General features: G+C 54.2%; 21 protein-coding genes. 20 read left to right on the forward strand and 1 reads right to left on the reverse strand.

The genetic code is table 11. From position 1 onward, the window contains the following. Positions 1-135 precede the first annotated feature (135 nt). From MKY64_RS05535 to MKY64_RS05550, 4 genes are all read left to right on the forward strand, one after another. Positions 136-627 carry a YqhR family membrane protein gene (locus MKY64_RS05535; RefSeq protein ID WP_036731912.1) on the forward strand — a complete coding sequence of 164 codons (492 nt, stop codon included), beginning with the start codon at positions 136-138 and terminating at the stop codon, positions 625-627. Positions 628-703: 76 nt separating this feature from the next. Further along, positions 704-1,774, forward strand: coding sequence for a M24 family metallopeptidase (locus MKY64_RS05540; RefSeq protein ID WP_036731914.1), 1,071 nt, complete (start codon positions 704-706; stop codon positions 1,772-1,774). A gap of 45 nt (positions 1,775-1,819) precedes the next feature. Continuing rightward, positions 1,820-2,377 carry an elongation factor P gene (efp, locus tag MKY64_RS05545; protein WP_036731916.1) on the forward strand — a complete coding sequence of 186 codons (558 nt, stop codon included), beginning with the start codon at positions 1,820-1,822 and terminating at the stop codon, positions 2,375-2,377. Positions 2,378-2,943: 566 nt separating this feature from the next. Further along, positions 2,944-4,197, forward strand: coding sequence for an aspartate kinase (locus MKY64_RS05550; protein ID WP_036731918.1), 1,254 nt, complete (start codon positions 2,944-2,946; stop codon positions 4,195-4,197). Positions 4,198-4,327: 130 nt separating this feature from the next. On the opposite strand, the gene MKY64_RS05555 is transcribed toward MKY64_RS05550, so the two are convergent. After that, positions 4,328-5,194: a YitT family protein gene (locus MKY64_RS05555; protein ID WP_200869602.1), complete on the reverse strand. Its 867-nt coding sequence runs from the start codon at positions 5,192-5,194 to the stop codon at positions 4,328-4,330. A 236-nt stretch (positions 5,195-5,430) separates the two neighbouring features. Here MKY64_RS05555 and MKY64_RS05560 point away from each other — a divergent pair, with 236 nt between their 5' ends. The 16 genes from MKY64_RS05560 to folD all read left to right on the forward strand — a co-directional run bounded on the left by MKY64_RS05560 (position 5,431) and on the right by folD (position 17,039). Then, the gene (locus tag MKY64_RS05560; RefSeq protein ID WP_036731920.1) at positions 5,431-5,703 is read left to right on the forward strand and encodes a YqhV family protein; all 273 of its coding nucleotides are present in this window, start codon (positions 5,431-5,433) and stop codon (positions 5,701-5,703) included. Between the two features lie 82 nt (positions 5,704-5,785). Further along, complete coding sequence (spoIIIAA, locus tag MKY64_RS05565) at positions 5,786-6,793, forward strand: stage III sporulation protein AA (protein WP_340951461.1); 1,008 nt, start codon at positions 5,786-5,788, stop codon at positions 6,791-6,793. After that, positions 6,786-7,304: a stage III sporulation protein SpoIIIAB gene (gene spoIIIAB, locus MKY64_RS05570; RefSeq protein WP_036731925.1), complete on the forward strand. Its 519-nt coding sequence runs from the start codon at positions 6,786-6,788 to the stop codon at positions 7,302-7,304. Before spoIIIAA ends, spoIIIAB begins: the two co-directional genes overlap by 8 nt. Before the next feature lie 13 nt (positions 7,305-7,317). Next, the gene (gene spoIIIAC, locus MKY64_RS05575; RefSeq protein WP_020426549.1) at positions 7,318-7,521 is read left to right on the forward strand and encodes a stage III sporulation protein AC; all 204 of its coding nucleotides are present in this window, start codon (positions 7,318-7,320) and stop codon (positions 7,519-7,521) included. A 9-nt stretch (positions 7,522-7,530) separates the two neighbouring features. Then, positions 7,531-7,920, forward strand: coding sequence for a stage III sporulation protein AD (gene spoIIIAD, locus MKY64_RS05580; RefSeq protein WP_036698407.1), 390 nt, complete (start codon positions 7,531-7,533; stop codon positions 7,918-7,920). Between the two features lie 47 nt (positions 7,921-7,967). Then, positions 7,968-9,281 (forward strand): stage III sporulation protein AE, encoded by a 1,314-nt coding sequence (spoIIIAE, locus tag MKY64_RS05585; protein ID WP_340951465.1) that lies wholly within the window; start codon positions 7,968-7,970, stop codon positions 9,279-9,281. 24 nt (positions 9,282-9,305) lie between these two features. Further along, entirely contained in the window at positions 9,306-10,109 is an 804-nt protein-coding gene (gene spoIIIAF / locus MKY64_RS05590) for a stage III sporulation protein AF (protein ID WP_340951468.1), read from the forward strand. A gap of 17 nt (positions 10,110-10,126) precedes the next feature. Beyond that, positions 10,127-10,765, forward strand: coding sequence for a stage III sporulation protein AG (gene spoIIIAG / locus MKY64_RS05595; protein ID WP_340951471.1), 639 nt, complete (start codon positions 10,127-10,129; stop codon positions 10,763-10,765). Positions 10,766-10,872: 107 nt separating this feature from the next. Beyond that, complete coding sequence (locus tag MKY64_RS05600) at positions 10,873-11,802, forward strand: SpoIIIAH-like family protein (RefSeq protein ID WP_036731932.1); 930 nt, start codon at positions 10,873-10,875, stop codon at positions 11,800-11,802. 277 nt (positions 11,803-12,079) lie between these two features. Then, positions 12,080-12,589: an acetyl-CoA carboxylase biotin carboxyl carrier protein gene (gene accB, locus MKY64_RS05605; protein WP_036698397.1), complete on the forward strand. Its 510-nt coding sequence runs from the start codon at positions 12,080-12,082 to the stop codon at positions 12,587-12,589. A 56-nt stretch (positions 12,590-12,645) separates the two neighbouring features. Then, positions 12,646-13,989, forward strand: a complete 1,344-nt coding sequence (gene accC, locus MKY64_RS05610) for an acetyl-CoA carboxylase biotin carboxylase subunit (RefSeq protein WP_036731935.1) — start codon at positions 12,646-12,648, stop codon at positions 13,987-13,989. A gap of 118 nt (positions 13,990-14,107) precedes the next feature. Beyond that, a complete protein-coding gene (locus MKY64_RS05615) occupies positions 14,108-14,524 on the forward strand; it encodes an Asp23/Gls24 family envelope stress response protein (RefSeq protein ID WP_036698392.1) in 417 nt (138 codons plus the stop codon). Positions 14,525-14,596: 72 nt separating this feature from the next. Beyond that, positions 14,597-15,136: an alkaline shock response membrane anchor protein AmaP gene (gene amaP, locus MKY64_RS05620; protein WP_036698389.1), complete on the forward strand. Its 540-nt coding sequence runs from the start codon at positions 14,597-14,599 to the stop codon at positions 15,134-15,136. A 15-nt stretch (positions 15,137-15,151) separates the two neighbouring features. Further along, a complete protein-coding gene (locus MKY64_RS05625) occupies positions 15,152-15,385 on the forward strand; it encodes a DUF2273 domain-containing protein (protein WP_036698387.1) in 234 nt (77 codons plus the stop codon). A 260-nt stretch (positions 15,386-15,645) separates the two neighbouring features. After that, positions 15,646-16,095 carry a transcription antitermination factor NusB gene (gene nusB, locus MKY64_RS05630; protein WP_036698385.1) on the forward strand — a complete coding sequence of 150 codons (450 nt, stop codon included), beginning with the start codon at positions 15,646-15,648 and terminating at the stop codon, positions 16,093-16,095. Between the two features lie 86 nt (positions 16,096-16,181). Beyond that, on the forward strand, positions 16,182-17,039 hold the full coding sequence (folD, locus tag MKY64_RS05635; protein ID WP_036698383.1) for a bifunctional methylenetetrahydrofolate dehydrogenase/methenyltetrahydrofolate cyclohydrolase FolD: 858 nt from the start codon (positions 16,182-16,184) through the stop codon (positions 17,037-17,039). Positions 17,040-17,048 lie beyond the last annotated feature (9 nt).

Consider the following 17,048-nt stretch of genomic DNA (forward strand, 5'->3'; position numbering starts at 1 on the left):
TTGATATGATTTATATAATACATTGTAACTAATTTTTAAACACATTACTAGTTGGATTGCCGTTAGCTGTACATACTAGCTGTAGAGAGCGGAGTGGAAACCGGATTAACCCCATACCGAAAGAGAGGGAGCTCTATGAGTTCTTCAAGCAAGCACAAGAGCGTCCAGACGAATCCTTTTTATTTCTCCATTGAACTGGGTTATTTCGCCGGTTTAATCTGGGGAGGGTTGCACTGGCTGATGTATGTTCTGCACTTCACTAAGGTCATTCCGGGATTTTTGGCGGAGCCTTTTTTCAAGCATGAATTTCTGCTGACCCCTGCCGGGCATCTGCTCGGATATTTATGCTTCATTGTACTCTCCGTATTAGCTTCCCTGATCTACGTGTTTATTCTCCGGAAGCTTAACGGACCTTGGCCTGGGATGATATACGGGGTGCTGTGGTGGTCGGTCCTGTTCCTGGCTTGCTCGCGCTTATTCCTGCTCCAGCCGCCGTTCAAGCTGCCGTGGGACACGGTGATCAGCGAATTCTGTCTCTTCCTGCTCTGGGGATTATTCATCGGATATACAGCGGCAATCGAGTATACGGATGAACGCAAACGCGAACAGCAGACGAAGCTGGCCTAGGCCCTTCGAAAAAACTTCTCAGTTGGCCTGCCGCTATGGTAAAATACAATGTGGCTATTTCGAGAGGAGAATGAAAATGGGCAACAAGCGCGTCTCCAAGCTGCGTAAGGTTCTGCAGGAACTGGGACTGGATGCGATGTTAATTACCAGCGGATATAACCGCCGCTATTTGAGTGGGTTCACCGGCTCCTCCGGGTACGTACTGGTTACCGGTGATGACAGTTATCTGCTGACGGACTTCCGGTATATGACACAGGCCTCGGAACAGGTGAATGGCCTCAAGGTGGTACAGCATGACTCGAAATTCATTGACACCGTGCGGGAACTGCTGCCGAAGGGCGGACAAGTCCGTGTCGGCTTCGAGCAGGATGATGTGACCTTCAGTGCGTACACCGCTTATGCGGAGGCTCTTGCCCCGGCAGCCATGGTACCGGTATCGAAGGCTGTTGAGAACCTGCGCATGTTCAAGGACGAGGAAGAGCTGGCTGTGATGCAGCGGGCTGCCGATCTGGCAGACGCCACCTTCAGTCATATCCTGAATGTGATCAAGCCGGGTATGACGGAACGCGATGTCGATCTGGAAATGGAATTCTACATGCGTACGCATGGCGCAACTTCGTCTTCGTTCGATACAATCGTCGCTTCCGGTGAGCGTTCAGCTATGCCGCATGGTGTAGCGAGCAGCAAGGTTATCGGGAACAACGAATTCGTCACCTTCGATTTCGGCGCGCTCCTGGACGGTTACTGCTCCGATGTGACCCGCACGATTGCTCTGGGATCACCGGACCCTAAGCTGAAGGAGATCTACGATATTGTGCTTGAAGCGCAGCTTCATACGCTGGCGCATATCAAGCCCGGCATGACCGGCCGTGAATGTGATGCCCTGGCCCGAGATATCATCACCCGCTACGGGTATGGTGAATACTTCGGCCACAGCACAGGCCATGGTCTCGGGATGGAAGTACATGAATGGCCGCGCTTGTCCAAGCTGGCAGATGAAGTCATCCAGCCGGGGATGGTTGTCACTGTAGAACCGGGAATCTATCTCTCGGGCCTTGGCGGCGTACGGATTGAAGATGATATTGTCATTACCGAGAGCGGCATCACGCTGCTGACACATTCATCGAAGGATTATTTGGTACTGTAAGACACTATCATTCAGTTCATTTATGGATTCCAGGAGGGATTTTTTGTGATTTCAGTTAACGATTTTAAGACAGGCCTGACCGTAGAAGTAGAAGGGGACATCTTCACCGTCCTAGATTTCCAGCACGTGAAGCCGGGTAAAGGCGCAGCCTTCGTCCGCTCCAAGCTGAAGAACCTGCGTAACGGCAATACGGTTGAGCGCACGTTCCGTGCCGGTGAAACCATTGGCCGCGCCATTATCGAGAACCGTGGCGTACAGTACCTGTATGCAAGCGGCTCTGAACATGTGTTCATGGACAACGAGACTTATGACCAGTTCGAATTGACAGCCAAGCAGCTTGAATGGGAGCTTAACTTCCTCAGAGAGAACATGACCGTGAATATCGTCAGCTACCAGGGCGAAATCCTCGGGATCAACCTGCCGACCAGCGTAGAGCTGAAGGTAACTGAGACCGAACCGGGCGTGAAGGGCAACACGGCTCAAGGCGCGACCAAAGCCGCTGTTCTGGAGACCGGTCATACGGTCCAGGTACCGCTGTTCATCAATGAAGGAGATGTTCTTCTGGTCGATACCCGCGAAGGTAAATATATCTCCCGCGCGTAGAGCCTTTTTGGATTTCAGATGTAACTTGAGGGCCTCCCCGCTTGATGCGGCGGAGGTCTTTTTGCTGTGTCAGGCTGGGAGAGAGGGAAGAAGTGAAGGGAAAAGGATGAAAATGTTGAAAGGGATAAATCCCTCTGATTCAGCGGAATGTTAGCTGAACGGGGGGATTAAAGGGGTAAGTCCCTCAGATTTGCAGAAAGCGTACGGCATAATGGGAAACAAAGGGATAAAACCCTCTGACGGACGTCTCCGGTGGGGCGAATATGGGGTGTAGGTGAGTAATAAGGAGCATTAGTGCCCCTGAATTGGGCCGAAGCGGGCTGGATGAGCGAATGAGGAGCATTAGTGCCCCTGAATTGGGCCGAAGCGGGCTGGATGAGCAAATGAGGAGCATTAGTGCACCTGATTCCGGCCGTGCGGGTTCGGGGTTAAGGCCGGGTTCATCAAAAATGGGCATTTTATTTTGTGAAACCATTAACGCATGTTATGATTTTCGTATTATACTGTGTTAAAGCATTAACCAAAATTTAAGCTACTTTAGAGCGAAATAGGGAGTGAATGGAACTTTGTCACTTTATGTCATGAAATTCGGGGGCAGCTCCGTCGGCGACATTGAACGTATGAAGCGGGTCGCCGGGCGGATCGCAGCCAAGCAGGATGAAGGACATCGCTGCGTTGTGGTGGTCTCCGCTATGGGAGATACCACAGATGATCTGATCGATCAGGCGAATCAGCTGAACGGTCAGCCCCCCGCACGCGAGATGGATATGCTGATGACTACCGGGGAGCAGATCTCCGTAGCGCTTCTGTCGATCGCGCTTCACGGGATCGGCCGGAATGCCGTATCCTATACAGGCTGGCAGGCCGGGTTCCGCACCGATGAGACCCACGGCCGGGCACGGATCAGTGAGATTGTTCCGCGCCGGGTGCTGGAGTCGCTGGAGCGGGAGCAGATTGTGATTGTAGCCGGCTTCCAGGGCATGACGCTGGATGGCGAGATCACTACGCTGGGCCGAGGAGGCTCAGATACGACAGCGGTTGCGCTGGCTGCAGCCATCAAGGCGGATGTCTGCGAGATTTATACCGATGTAGACGGAATCTACTCTACTGACCCGCGGATTGTGAAGACGGCGCGCAAGCTGAAGGAAATCTCCTATGACGAGATGCTGGAGCTGGCGAATCTCGGTGCAGCCGTGCTGCATCCGCGTGCCGTGGAATATGCCAAACGATATCAAGTGAAGCTGGTCGTAAGATCAAGCTTTAACCATAATGAAGGTACTGTGGTGAAGGAGGAAGCAAGCATGGAGCAAGGTGTAGTAGTTAGCGGAATTGCCTATGATAAAAATGTGGCCCGGATCAGTATTCTGGGAGTCCCAGATGTGCCGGGGGTACTCGCCCAGGTATTCGGCAAGCTGGCCGATGAAGGTGTGGATGTCGATATTATCGTGCAGAGCGGAGTGCAGAACAAGACGGCTGACTTCTCCTTCACTGTAGCGCTTGGAGATCTTGTGAAGGCCAAAGAGGTCATCGAAGGGCTGCACAGCGTATTGCCTTACCGTGAAGTGACTTCCGAGGACAGTCTGGTCAAGGTGTCGATTGTCGGCGCCGGGATGGTCAGCCACCCGGGGGTTGCCGCCAAAATGTTCGAGGTGATCTCGAATGAAGGCGTGAGCATCAAGATGGTGAGCACTTCCGAGATCAAGGTATCCTGTGTGATTGAATCCGGCAACCTGCAGCAGATCATCCAGGCGCTGCATACCGCCTATAACCTGGATACACAAGAGCAAGCCTTCGTTGGAGGTCCACAGGACCGCCGCTAAGCCGCAGATTATAATTCAACAATAGGCCTAAGACGCAAAACAAAAAGAGTGCTGTTACCCGCAAAAGCGGAGAACAGCACTCTTTTGTGTATCATACATAAGGATAGGAATGGCCTGCACCATGCACTCGCTAGCTCAGCCGCCGGAACCTGCCCATAATCTCCACGGTCTCCAGCACGTTAACGAAGGATTTCGGATCGGTCTCCAGAATCGTCTTGCGCAGATCTGCCAGCTCATAGCGGGTGGTTACGGTCATCAGCATCGTATTGCCTTCATGACTGTATCCGCCCTCGGCGTTCACAACCGTGATGCCGTGCGGCAGACTGGTCAGCCGGTTCAGCATTTTCTCGCGCTCCTTCGTGACGATGAAGCAGGTCAGCTTGATATGGCGGATGTGGATCATGTCCACCACCCGGCTTTTGACGAAGATACAGAGCATCGCGTACAGCGCGGAATCCCAGCTTTTGAAGAAGCCCAGACACAGAATGACGAGACCGTCCATAACGAACAGCACCGTCCCCATGGGAATATCCCGCTTGCGGGTGATGATGGAGCCGAGAATGTCGAAGCCCCCGGAAGATCCTCCCGCCCGCAGAGAGAAGCCAACCCCTCCCGCAATAATCACCCCGCCGAAGATACTGGCCAGAATCGGGTCCTTGGTAAGCTTCACCACAGGGATCACGTTCAGGAACCAGGTGGTGGAGAGTACAGACAGCATGCTATAGCAGATGTACTTTTTGCCCACGGCGACGAAGCCCCAGATCAGGATCGGGAGATTGATGGCGAAATAATACAACGAAATATACTTTGGATGGGTCAAATACCCGATGATGGAAGCTGTCCCGGCTACACCGCCGCTGAGCAGCTGATGCGGAATCAGGAACAGGCGGAGCCCGGCTGCTACCAGAAAGGCTGAAAATACAATAATAGCCACCTCTTTTATCTGTCGGCCTATCGTTCCTGATACAAGCGGTACTACGAAATTACGAACTTGCATGATTGTGATCCCCTTCTTTGCTCAGTTATCTTTGGATGCGGAAAAATTAATTTTATCATACCGATGATATTTTTTTATGGAGGGCGGCACTATGATATCTTTCACACCTCCTGAAATCTGTGCTAGTATCCCCATTTCTTCTTGTCTAAAGTCGCCCCCTTCCGCATATCCATGGATAACAGCTTGTTTGATTTGCAGTGAAATGGCGGGCGGGCCCATAGATTTGGAAAAGGGAGATGGGATATTTGGACAAGTATGTAAGCTGGATGTCGGCCCTGCGGCTGCTGTCTGGCAGTGTAGAGATTGCGGCGGCTTTGATTATGCTGAAGCTGAATCAGGTGGATAAGGCACTGGCTGTCAATTCGGGACTGGCGCTTGTCGGCCCTACGATTCTCATTCTGACCACGGCTGTGGGCCTTACAGGGATGGCAGAGCAGCTGTCCTGGGGGAAGCTCGGCTGGATTGGCTGCGGGGTGGCTATTCTCTTATTCGGTATTCTCAAGAAATGATAGATGATAGGCATAAAGCATAAGTACAAGCATAAATATGAAATAAAGCTATTTAGTAGAGGACAGCTTGGGGGTACCTGGTATGGCAAATGACTGGCTTCTGTTGTTTCCCGAAAAAGTAAGAGCGCTGCTCGGCGGCCTCCCCGCTGCGCTCCTGGACAATGTGGAGGAGATTCGCGTCCGTGAGGGACGGCCGCTGGAGATCAACTATTCCGGCAAGTATCATTTCATCGGTGCCGGCGGCACCCTGACCCAGCTTCCCGGCGAGGCCTACCGGCCGGACCGGGAGGATACGCACCGGCTGCTGGACCTCATCAGCAATCATTCCCTCTATACGATGGAAGAGGAGCTGCGCAAGGGCTTCATCACGATTCCGGGCGGACACCGGATCGGTCTCTGCGGCCGGACGGTGCTTAGCGGGGGCGGCGTGGAGCATCTGCGTGATATTACCGGCTTCAACGTGCGGATTGCCCGTGAGGTGCACGGCATCGCCGACGGCGTACTGCCGTATCTGCTGGACCGGGGGCGGCAGCGTGTGATGCATACGCTGATTCTGTCCCCGCCGCAGCATGGCAAGACTACGCTGCTGCGCGATCTGGCCAGGCAGCTGTCGGCAGGTACAAGCGGCGCCCGGGAAGGCAGCCGGCCGGGGCTGAAGGTCGGCATCGTCGACGAACGCTCTGAGATCGCAGGCAGCCGCCGGGGAATTCCGGCCTTCGATGTCGGGCCGCGTACGGACATTCTGGACGGCTGCCCCAAGGCGGAGGGCATGATGATGATGATCCGCTCCCTGTCGCCCGATGTGCTTATCGCCGATGAAATCGGCCGCATGGAGGATGCAGAGGCGGTGACCGAGGCGCTGCACGCCGGGATCTCGGTGGTCGCTTCTGCGCACGGCAAGGAAGTGTCCGAGCTTGCCCGGCGGCCCGGACTTGGCGGGCTGCTGGAGCACCGGATGTTCGAGCGGTATGTGATACTGCACCGCGGAGCCTCTGGCTTGTCCTTCCGCATTCTGGACGCCCAGAAGCGGGCTCTGCTGCTGGTCTCGCCGGAGCAGCAGCCGGTGTCAGGGGGTGACCGCCATGCTTAAGCTGCTTGGCGCGGTACTGATCGTGCTGGCGGGAACCCTGGCCGGCTTCAAGCGGGCTGCCCAGTATGCCGACCGGCCGAGACATATCCGGGCCTTGATTGCAGCGCTCCAGCGGCTGGAGACCGAGATCCAGTACGGCTACACGCCGCTGCCGGAGGCGCTGCGCCGGATTGGAATGCAGACGAAGGAGCCGCTGCGGGCCTTCTTCCTTACGGCGGCGGAGGAGATGAACCCGCCGCATAACTACAGTGCGGAAGAGGCCATCCGGCGGGCGATGGAAGCCCACTGGAGCAGCGCATCGCTGCAGGGCACGGAGAAGGAGATCATCCGGCAGCTAAGCTGCACGCTCGGAACCAGTGACCGGCCGAATCAGAGCACGCATATTGCACTGGCTTTACAGCAATTGAAGCAGGAGGAGACAGTGGCCAGAGAAGATCAGGGCAAGTATGAGAAGGTGAGTAAAAGCCTGGGTCTGCTGCTTGGAGCATTGATCGTCATTTTGATCTTTTAGCGAGGTGCCAGGAATGAATATTGAAGTCAACGCGATCTTTCAGATTGCCGGCATCGGCATCATTATCGCCATGATCCATACGGTGCTTAAGCAGATGGGCAAAGAGGATATCGCCCACTGGGTAACGATTGTCGGCTTTATCATCGTCCTGTTCATGGTCATCCGGATGCTGGATGGGCTGCTGCAGGAAATCAAAACGATTTTTCTTTTTCAATAGGCTGGAGTTATGGAAATCATTCAGATTGTGGGAATCGGCATCTTGGCGACGGTCCTTATCCTCGTCCTGAAGGAACAAAAGCCGGTATTCGCCTTCCTGCTGACCACTGCGGCCGGCATCCTGATCTTCCTGTTCCTGATCGGCAAGATCGGAACGATTCTCGGTACGCTGGAGCGGGTGGCAGAGTCCTCCGGGATGGAAATGATCCACATCAAAACGGTGTTCAAAATCATCGGCATCTCCTATATCGCGGAATTCGGAGCGCAGATCGTGAGGGATGCCGGGCAGGAATCGATTGCTTCCAAGATTGAGCTGGCCGGCAAGGTGCTGATCATGGTGCTGGCTGTTCCGATTATCAGCATTATTATTGAAACGGTCATGAAGCTGCTGCCAGCCTGATACAGCGGACATGCCGGACAAGTTGGAGTAGAGCGGAGGTGAGGGGAATGCAGGAGCATAGTATTTTTCGGCCGCCAAAAGGGGGAAAGGCGCTCCTGCTTCTGCTAGCCCTGCTGCTGGTGCTCCAGCTGCTTCTGTTGTGTGGAAGCACGGCAAGTGCGGCAAGTGTTGCGAATGCTGCAAGCGCGGGAAGTGTGGCAAGTATTGCAAGCGGGTCCCCTGTTCCTTCAGCTCCGGCTACAGGCGGCAGTGGAGGTCTGGCGTCTCCTGTTGACCAGTGGGTGAAAGGGCAGGTGGAGCATCTGCCAAAAGACAAAGTTGAGTCTTACTGGGACCAGCTGATGAAGGATTACGGTGGGTTTTTCCCGGAGGGACGGACACCTTCCTTGATGGATATGCTGCTGCCGGGGGATAAGGGCTTAAGCTTCAAAAGCGTATTGTCCGGCCTGATGAACTTCATGTGGCATGAGGTGCTCTACAACGGCAAGCTGCTGGTCACGATTGTGATGATCAGTGTGCTGAGTATGATTCTGGAGACGCTTCAGACCGCTTTTGAACGGAAATCTGTCAGCAAGATTGCTTATATGCTCTGCTACATGGTGGTGCTGGTCATCGCCGTTAACAGCTTCAATGTCGCTATCGGCTATGCCAAGGATGCCATCGACCGGATGATCGACTTCATGATGGCTATGATTCCGCTGCTGTTCGCGCTGCTGGCCTCAATGGGCAATATCGTCACGGTGTCGGTGACCCATCCGCTGATCGTATTCATGATCCATACCGTAGGCACGCTGATTCATACGCTGGTCTTCCCGCTGCTGTTCTTCTCGGCGGTGCTGCATCTGGTGAGCGCCATGTCTGAGAAATACAAGCTGACCCATCTGGCGAATCTGCTGCGCAATATCGGAGCCGGGCTGCTCGGGGTGCTGCTGACGGTGTTTCTCGGCGTGATCTCCGTCCGGGGGATTACCAGCTCGGTTACAGACGGAGTGACCATACGCGCAGCCAAATATATTACAGGAAATTTCGTGCCGGTGATCGGAAAAATGTTCGCGGATGCCACGGACACGGTCATCTCGGCCTCACTGCTGGTGAAGAACGCCATCGGGCTGTCGGGAGTGATCATTATCCTCTTCCTGTGTGCGTTCCCGGCAATCAAAATTCTGATCCTTGCCCTGATCTACAATCTGGCCGCCGCCGTTATGCAGCCGCTGGGCGAGACACCGATCGTGACCTGCCTGCAGACGATCGGCAAAAGCATGATTTATGTCTTCGCGGCGCTGGCCGCCGTCTCGCTGATGTTCTTCCTGGCGGTAACCATTATGCTGACTGCGGGCAATGTGACCGTGATGATGCGCTAGAACGAAATGACAAGGAGGTGCGCCATGTCCTGGCTCAGCAGTTGGCTCCATGAGCTGATTCTCGTCGTGCTGATGGCTGCATTCGTGGAGATGCTGCTGCCCAGCAAATCCATGGAACGCTACGCCAGACTGGTGCTCAGCCTGCTGGTTCTGCTGACAATGCTAAGCCCGATAATCTCTCTGCTGAAGGGGGATGCCAGCAAGGAGCTGACCGTGGCGATGCAGCAGCAGGAGAGAAACGGGGGACTGCTGAGCGGGGCGGGGGGCGCCCCGGATTCGCTGGACAAGATTCTGGCAGACGGGCGGATGCTGGCTGCCGGAGCCCGCGACCAGAGCCTGAAGCTGGCTGCAGAGGAAATCGCCGGCCAGATGCGCGACCAGATTGCCGGGAGCACCGGGCTCGGCGGGGTGAAGGTTACGGTGGCCCTGGCCATGGGCCCGAATCCAAATGCGCCGCTCGGCGAGGAGGTGCCGCTGATCTCCTCGGTCACAGTAGCGCTTCCGCCGGAGCAGAGCGCCTCTGGAGGCGCTGTCCAGGGCGGGGGCGCATCATCCCTCCCGTCAGCCGGGCCGATACAGATTAACCCTGTGGAGCCGGTCCAGGTCAGCCTGGAAGGCAGCGGGGGAGAGGGTGAAGCGCAGGAAGCGTCATCCTCAGGTGGTGGTTCGGCTCCGGCGTCCTCCTCTTCCGGGAGCGGCACTGAGGGAGTGCAGGAGACCCAGGCGGAAGAAGCCGGAACAATTATCCAACTGCTGGAGAAGAACTGGAATCTGGACCCCGCTCTGATCAAGGTGCAAAGCAGCGGGGGCGGTACCGTGAAATCATAATTGAAGGAGGGAAATCAATGGGCAATTGGCTGAAAAAGCTGGAGCAGTGGGCCGGAGGCGGCAACGGCAGCCCGAAGCGCAGCCACACCTTCCGCTGGCTGATCATTATCGGCCTGCTGGGTGTTGCAATTATGCTGTTCAACTCCTTCGTGAATGTGAAGAAGCTGAACAACGAGAACACAGGGCGTGAACCGCCGGACAGCGGGACCTCGCAGACAGTCCTGCAGCAGGAGACCGGGAGCGCGAATTCTTTTGACAGCATCGAACTGGCGATGGAGAACCGCACGAAGGAGATTCTGGAGAAAATCGTGGGGGTCGGTACTGTGGATATCATGGTCACCGTAGATTCCACAGAGGAGATTATCGTGCAGCGCAATATGAACGACTCGCAGCAGCAAAGTGAAGAAACGGATGCCAGCGGCGGTAAACGCCATACCACCCAGTACACCAGGGACGGCCAGATCGTCACTTACAGCCAGTCAGGGAATGAGGCTCCGATCATCACCAAGCGGGTGAAGCCTCAGGTACGGGGAGTGCTGGTGGTCGCCAAAGGGGCAGAGAACAAGGTCGTGCGCAGTCTGATTGAGCAGGCGGTTGAAAAAGGGCTTAACGTACCGGTCTACCGGATTTCTGTTGTCCCGCGCAAGCAGGAATAGGCATGTCTCCGGCAACCCCGGCATATGCTTTAACAGAAGAGGCTTGTACGATACACATGACACAGACGACAAGAGGGCTGGCAACAAAATTATAGGAGGTATAAACAATGAAGGGCAAAAGACAAACGATTTGGCTGGTTTCTATGCTCAGTTTGATGGTAGTGCTCTCTGCATATTATCTGTTCACGGAAGATACGGGGGCTCCCATCCCCAAAGAAACCGCAGGCAGCATCCAAGTGGACACTATAAAAGACGGAACGGGCGGCGGAACCGCGACTACGCTGGACAGCGGACTTGTCATCAAAGAGGTCAGCACGGACAAAGGAATTGCAGTAGGAACCGTGGATGACAGCAGCAAGACCACCAAGGATGAAGCGGCATCGACAGTGGCAACGGATGACAGCACGACTCCGGCCGTGATAGATGACAGCAGTGTGGTTGCTGACAGCAGTAACACTGCCAAGGATACAACTGCTGCAACGGACAAGGCGGCCACTACTACGGCTGATAAAGGCAAGGATACGGCTGGCAGCAAGGATACCAAGGAAAATAAGGACACCAAGGATGCCAAGGATACTAAGGACAGCAAAGACAGCAAGGATACGTCAGCCGCTGTAGACAAGACTCCGGCGAAGGACGACGAGGCGATTCTGGATGAAGTGGCTTCGCAGAGCGTATCGGCGAGCAGCCTGTTCACGAACTACCTGTACGAACGCGAACAGAAGAACCTGAAGGATCACAATGATCTGCTGGCGCTGATTAACGATATGGATAAGACACCGGCTGAGAATGCAGCAGCCCAGGAGCAGCTCAGCAAGCTGGAAGAGAAAGAGTCCAAGATCACCGGGATTGAAGAGAAGCTTCAACAAAAATACGGTGAGGCCATTGTGAAAGAAGAAGCCGGTGACGCCTACACGATCGTGGTGCTTAGCGATAAGCTGGATGTGAAGCAGGCGGTCGGCATCGTGGATTTTGTAATGAAGGAACTGAGCGTTACCCAGGACAAGATTAAGGTCCAATACGTCTCGGAGCAGTAAGCCAGCTGAATAAAATCAGGGAAAATAGAATAAAATGCCGAAAGAGCCCGGGCGCGTCCCAGGCTCTTTCCATTTCTAGCGTTTGTGATATAATACATAAAGTTATCGATGTATAGAAAAAGAAGATTACGCAGGCAGCGGTTACACAAGGTAGCGATTCAAGAGAATTACAGAGCAGACCCGCGTTACGGGTATGCTTGTCAGAACGGATATCGTACCCTGCTCAGCCAGCGTCCCAAAATGGCTTCGAGAGAAAGCTGAAGGAGTGAACTACCCAATGTTCAAGTTAAGCGAGATTAAGGAATTGATTCAATTGCTGGACCAGACTTCCTCCGTGCACGAGCTGGAGATTGAAAGCGAAGGTATGAAGCTGGCAATCCGTAAACCGGATCGCTCTGAAGCTGAAGGAACAGTAATTCAGGCGGCTCCTTATACCTACCCCTTTACGCCAGCCCCGCAGCCGCAAAGTCCGCAGATTATTGCCCCTCAGGCTGTTAGTGAAGTTCCTGCTGCGGCGCAGCAGCCCGCAACCTCCGCTGAAGGCGCATTACATAAAATCGTCTCGCCGATGGTTGGGACCTTCTATAGTGCCGCTTCACCGGAGACGCCTTCCTTTGTTAATGTCGGAGACCGGGTGAATGAGAAATCTACGGTCTGCATCATTGAAGCGATGAAGCTGATGAATGAGCTGGAAGCCGAAGTGAAGGGCGAGATTGTCTCTGTCCTGGTTGAGAACGGCCAACTGGTGGAATACGGTCAGCCGCTGTTTCTGGTGAGAGCGGAATAATTGCCGCGAGAATGAAGAGGAGCTTGCAAGCTTCGCTAAACTTTGGGAGGAAACGCATGAACATTCAAAAAGTGTTGATTGCCAACCGCGGCGAGATTGCGGTCCGCATTATCCGGGCCTGCCGCGAGCTGGGTATTGCCACCGTGGCTGTCTATTCGGAGCCGGACCGCGATTCCCTGCATGTCCGTCTTGCAGATGAGGCGTACTGTATCGGACCGATGCCCGCCAAGGACAGCTATCTGAACTTTACTAATATTATGAGCGTTGCCACGCTGACGGAATGCGATGCTATTCACCCCGGCTATGGCTTCCTGGCCGAGAACGCGGATTTCGCCGAGATCTGTGAATCCTGTAACATTACCTTCATCGGCCCGTCTCCGGATGCGATTACCCGGATGGGCGACAAGGCTGTTGCCAAAGAAACGATGAAGCTGGCCGGAGTTCCGATTATACCGGGCTCGGACGGGATTGTCGGTGACTTAGAGGAAGCCGTGATGCTCGGCCGTGATATCGGGTACCCGCTTATCGTCAAAGCTACGGCAGGCGGCGGAGGCAAGGGCATCCGCATCGCCGAGGATGAAGAGTCACTGGTGAAGCAGATTACCGCTGCCCAGCAGGAAGCGCAGAAGAATTTCGGCAACGCCGGAGTCTATCTGGAGAAATTCCTGACCGGCATGAAGCATGTGGAGATTCAGATCATCGCCGATAATCACGGCAACGTCGTCCATTTGGGCGAGCGTGACTGCTCTGTGCAGCGCCGCCGCCAGAAGCTGATCGAAGAAGCGCCTTGCGCCGTACTTACCCCGGAGGTCCGCGATGCGATGGGCCAAGCGGCGGTACGGGCTGCACTGGCGGTTAATTACTCGGGGGCAGGTACCCTGGAATTCCTGCTGGGTCCTGACGGACATTTCTATTTCATGGAGATGAATACACGGATTCAGGTGGAGCATCCGGTAACGGAGATGGTCACCGGCGTCGATCTCATTAAGGAAATGATCTCAGTAGCGGAAGGTAATCCCCTTTCCTTCACCCAGGAGGATATTGTAATCAACGGCTGGTCGATTGAATGCCGCATTAATGCCGAGGACCCTGAGCGTAATTTCATGCCGTCTCCGGGCAAAATCGGCTTCTATCTGCCACCGGGCGGATTTGGGGTGCGGGTCGACAGCGCGGCGTATCCGGGCTATACCATTTCACCTTTTTATGACTCCATGATTGCCAAGCTGATCGTCTGGGCACCGACCCGGGAAGAGGCTATAGCCAAGATGAAGCGTGCACTGGCTGAATTTGCGGTGGAGGGCATACATACCACCATTTCATTCCACCAGAGACTGCTGGAGCATCCGGTGTTTTTGGACGGGAACTTCGATATCAAGTTCCTTGAGGAGTATGAAGTTTAGGACGGCTTCTCATGGTTTGTCATAAAGTTCGTCAAATGATATAGTATGTTTAATAAGAGGCGTACTGCCCGCTTGAAGTGCCCCTACAACTTTTTTGCTGGAAAGGTGTGAAGTCCAAATGAGTACATTGCCGACAGAATTTGAACGTACGGAAATCGGTGAAATCCAGATCGCTCCAGAGGTGATCGAGGTTATCGCCGGTTTGGCAACCGTTGAGGTGAAAGGTGTGGCCGGAATGAGCGGCGGTTTCGCCGGCGGAATCGTGGAGCTTCTCGGACGCAAGAACCTGTCCAAAGGGGTTAAGGTTGAGGTTGGACAGCGCGAGGCTGCGGTGGATGTGTCCGTAATTATCGAATACGGCTACCGTCTTCCGGAAGTGGCTGCTGAAATTCAGCGCAATGTTAAGCGTTCCATCGAAACCATGACCGGTCTGACCGTTGTGGAAGTGAACGTGCATATCCATGATGTGCAGTTCAAAAGCAATACAAGCATTGACAAGAGCGAGGACACGGATGCGGTTATCCGCGTGAAGTAAGGGTTCAGTTCTTCCATAAACCCCCGACAGTGCGTCGAGGGTTTACCTTAATTTAAGGAGGTTGTGAGACTCGTGGCCAAAATTCTGGACAGGCTTCTGCTGTTCCTGTACAGCTTAAGCATTGGAATACTATCTGTAACTGCCATCCTCCTCTTAAGCGGTGTCATTCCGGACAAGTATGAGATTTCGGACGGACCGGCGGTCTATATCGCTGCGATCTCGGTGGCGGTCATTCTGTTCCTGCTGAGCATCCGCTTCTTCTACATCTCCCTGCGCCGCGACCGCGCTTCCCTGCCGTCAGTGGATCAGCGTACAGAGTATGGGGATATTCAGATCTCAATGGAGACCATTGAGAACCTGAGTCTGAAGGCTGCGGGCAAAGTGAAGGGCATCCGCGACCTGAAATCGCGCATCCGTGTCTCACAGGCGGGTCTTGAGATTATGATCCGGGCGGTCGTCGACGGTGAGCATTCACTGCCGCTGCTTACTACGGATGTACAGCGCCAGGTACATGATTTCGTACAGGAGACAACCGGAATTCCGGTTGCAGATGTGTCTGTATACATTGCTAACCTCACACAGGCACCAAGCTTCAAAAGTCGAGTGGAATAGAGGTGAGTTTCCCTTATGTCCTGGAGAGAAGTATGGGAAAGTCACGGGGGTAGAATTACCGGAGTTGCCTTCGGTGTCTTTCTCGGATTGATTTATCTGATTAGCGGTTTTTGGGATATGCTGTTCTTTGCACTGGTAGTGTTCATCGGATATACGTTCGGCAAACGAAAGGATACCGCGCAGGGTCCCCTGTTTCAATGGCAGGAGATCGCAGAGCGGCTGTCCGGACGCTGGCGTCCCTTCAAATGAACCGCGATAGTCTTTCTCCCGGAAGCCTGGAACCCGTTACTTTGAGTTGCTGACCTGCGGAAGAAAGGCTGCGCGGTTTTTTGCTGAAAAGGCAATATAAATTGCCCGGAGTGGGCTTTTTGAGAAAAACAAGGGTATAAATGCTCTTATATCAGCCTATGCGGTTGTTTATGTGAGGAAATGTAGTATAGAAGCTGGTCCGGTTATAATCGTTGTAATCTGTAACACCAAAACAAGAGGTTAGTTCGTAGGAGGAACACATGAAGAGACGTTTAGCGAGAGAAATTATTGTACAAAGCCTGTACCAGATGGAAATGAACGATGTAGAGGTTACCGAAGCGGTTGACATGCTGATTGAAGAAGCGGCAGATGAGAATGAAACCGAGCGCGTTATTACAGATGAGATTGAACTGAAGGCATATGTAGTTACGCATGTCAACGGCGTGTGGGAGCACAAAATGGCGATTGACGATATGCTGGAGCATTATCTCAAGGGCTGGCAGATGAGCCGCTTGTCACGTGTAGACCGTCAGATTCTGCGTCTGGCTACCTTCGAGATGATCTTCGCCAGCGATGTGCCGGCCAAGGTGTCCGTCAATGAGGCGATTGATCTGGCCAAGCATTTCGGTACAGAAGATTCCGGTAAATTCGTGAATGGTGTCCTCGGTAAAATGATTCAGGATGTGGACACGCTTAGAGCTGAGCTGTAGTTCAGCTTCAGCTTCGGATTCAGATTCACAGCAAGCGGCAGTAACAGGCTTATAAGCCTTCAATAGACAATAGGGGAGAGACTTACATGACAGCAGCGATTATCAGCGGTAAACAGGTATCGGACGACATTCGGATCGGGATTGCCCGGGAGGTTGCAGACTTAGCGGAGCGCGGCGTGAAGCCGGGTCTGGCTGTCGTTCTGGTCGGTGAAGATCCGGCTTCCCAGGTCTATGTGCGCAACAAGGAGAAGTCTTGTATTGAACTGGGCTTCCATTCCGAGGTGCACCGGCTGGATGCAGCTACCACCCAGCAGGAGCTGCTGGCACTGGTGGCAGACCTGAACGGCCGCAGCGATATTGACGGCATCCTCGTTCAGCTGCCGCTTCCGAAGCATATTGAAGAGAAGGCTGTGATTGACGCCATCTCGGTAGAGAAGGATGTGGACGGCTTCCACCCGGTCAATGTGGGGAACCTCGTCATCGGGGACGACAGTCTGCTTCCCTGTACACCTGCCGGGGTTATTGAACTGATCAAGCGGACCGGTACGGACATTTCCGGCAAGCATGCGGTAGTGATCGGCCGCAGTAATATTGTCGGCAAGCCTGTATCTCTGCTGTTACAGCGGGAGAATGCCACAGTAACCATGTGCCACTCGCGCACAGCGAATATGGCTGAGCTTAGCCGTCAGGCCGATATCCTGGTGGTAGCGATTGGACGGGCCAACTTCATCGATGCTTCGTTCGTGAAGCCGGGTGCGATTGTGATTGATGTCGGCATGAACCGTCTGGATACCGGTAAGCTTGCCGGCGATGTCGATTATGAGAGTGCCCGGGAAGTGGCCGGGTTCATTACGCCGGTGCCGGGCGGAGTGGGACCGATGACCATCACCATGCTGATGAGCAACACGCTGATCGCGGCCAAACGCCGCCGCGGCCTGAAGTAGGCCGGACTT

This window comes from Paenibacillus sp. FSL R7-0210 (assembly GCF_038009085.1).
GTDB lineage: Bacteria > Bacillota > Bacilli > Paenibacillales > Paenibacillaceae > Paenibacillus_AQ > Paenibacillus_AQ silagei.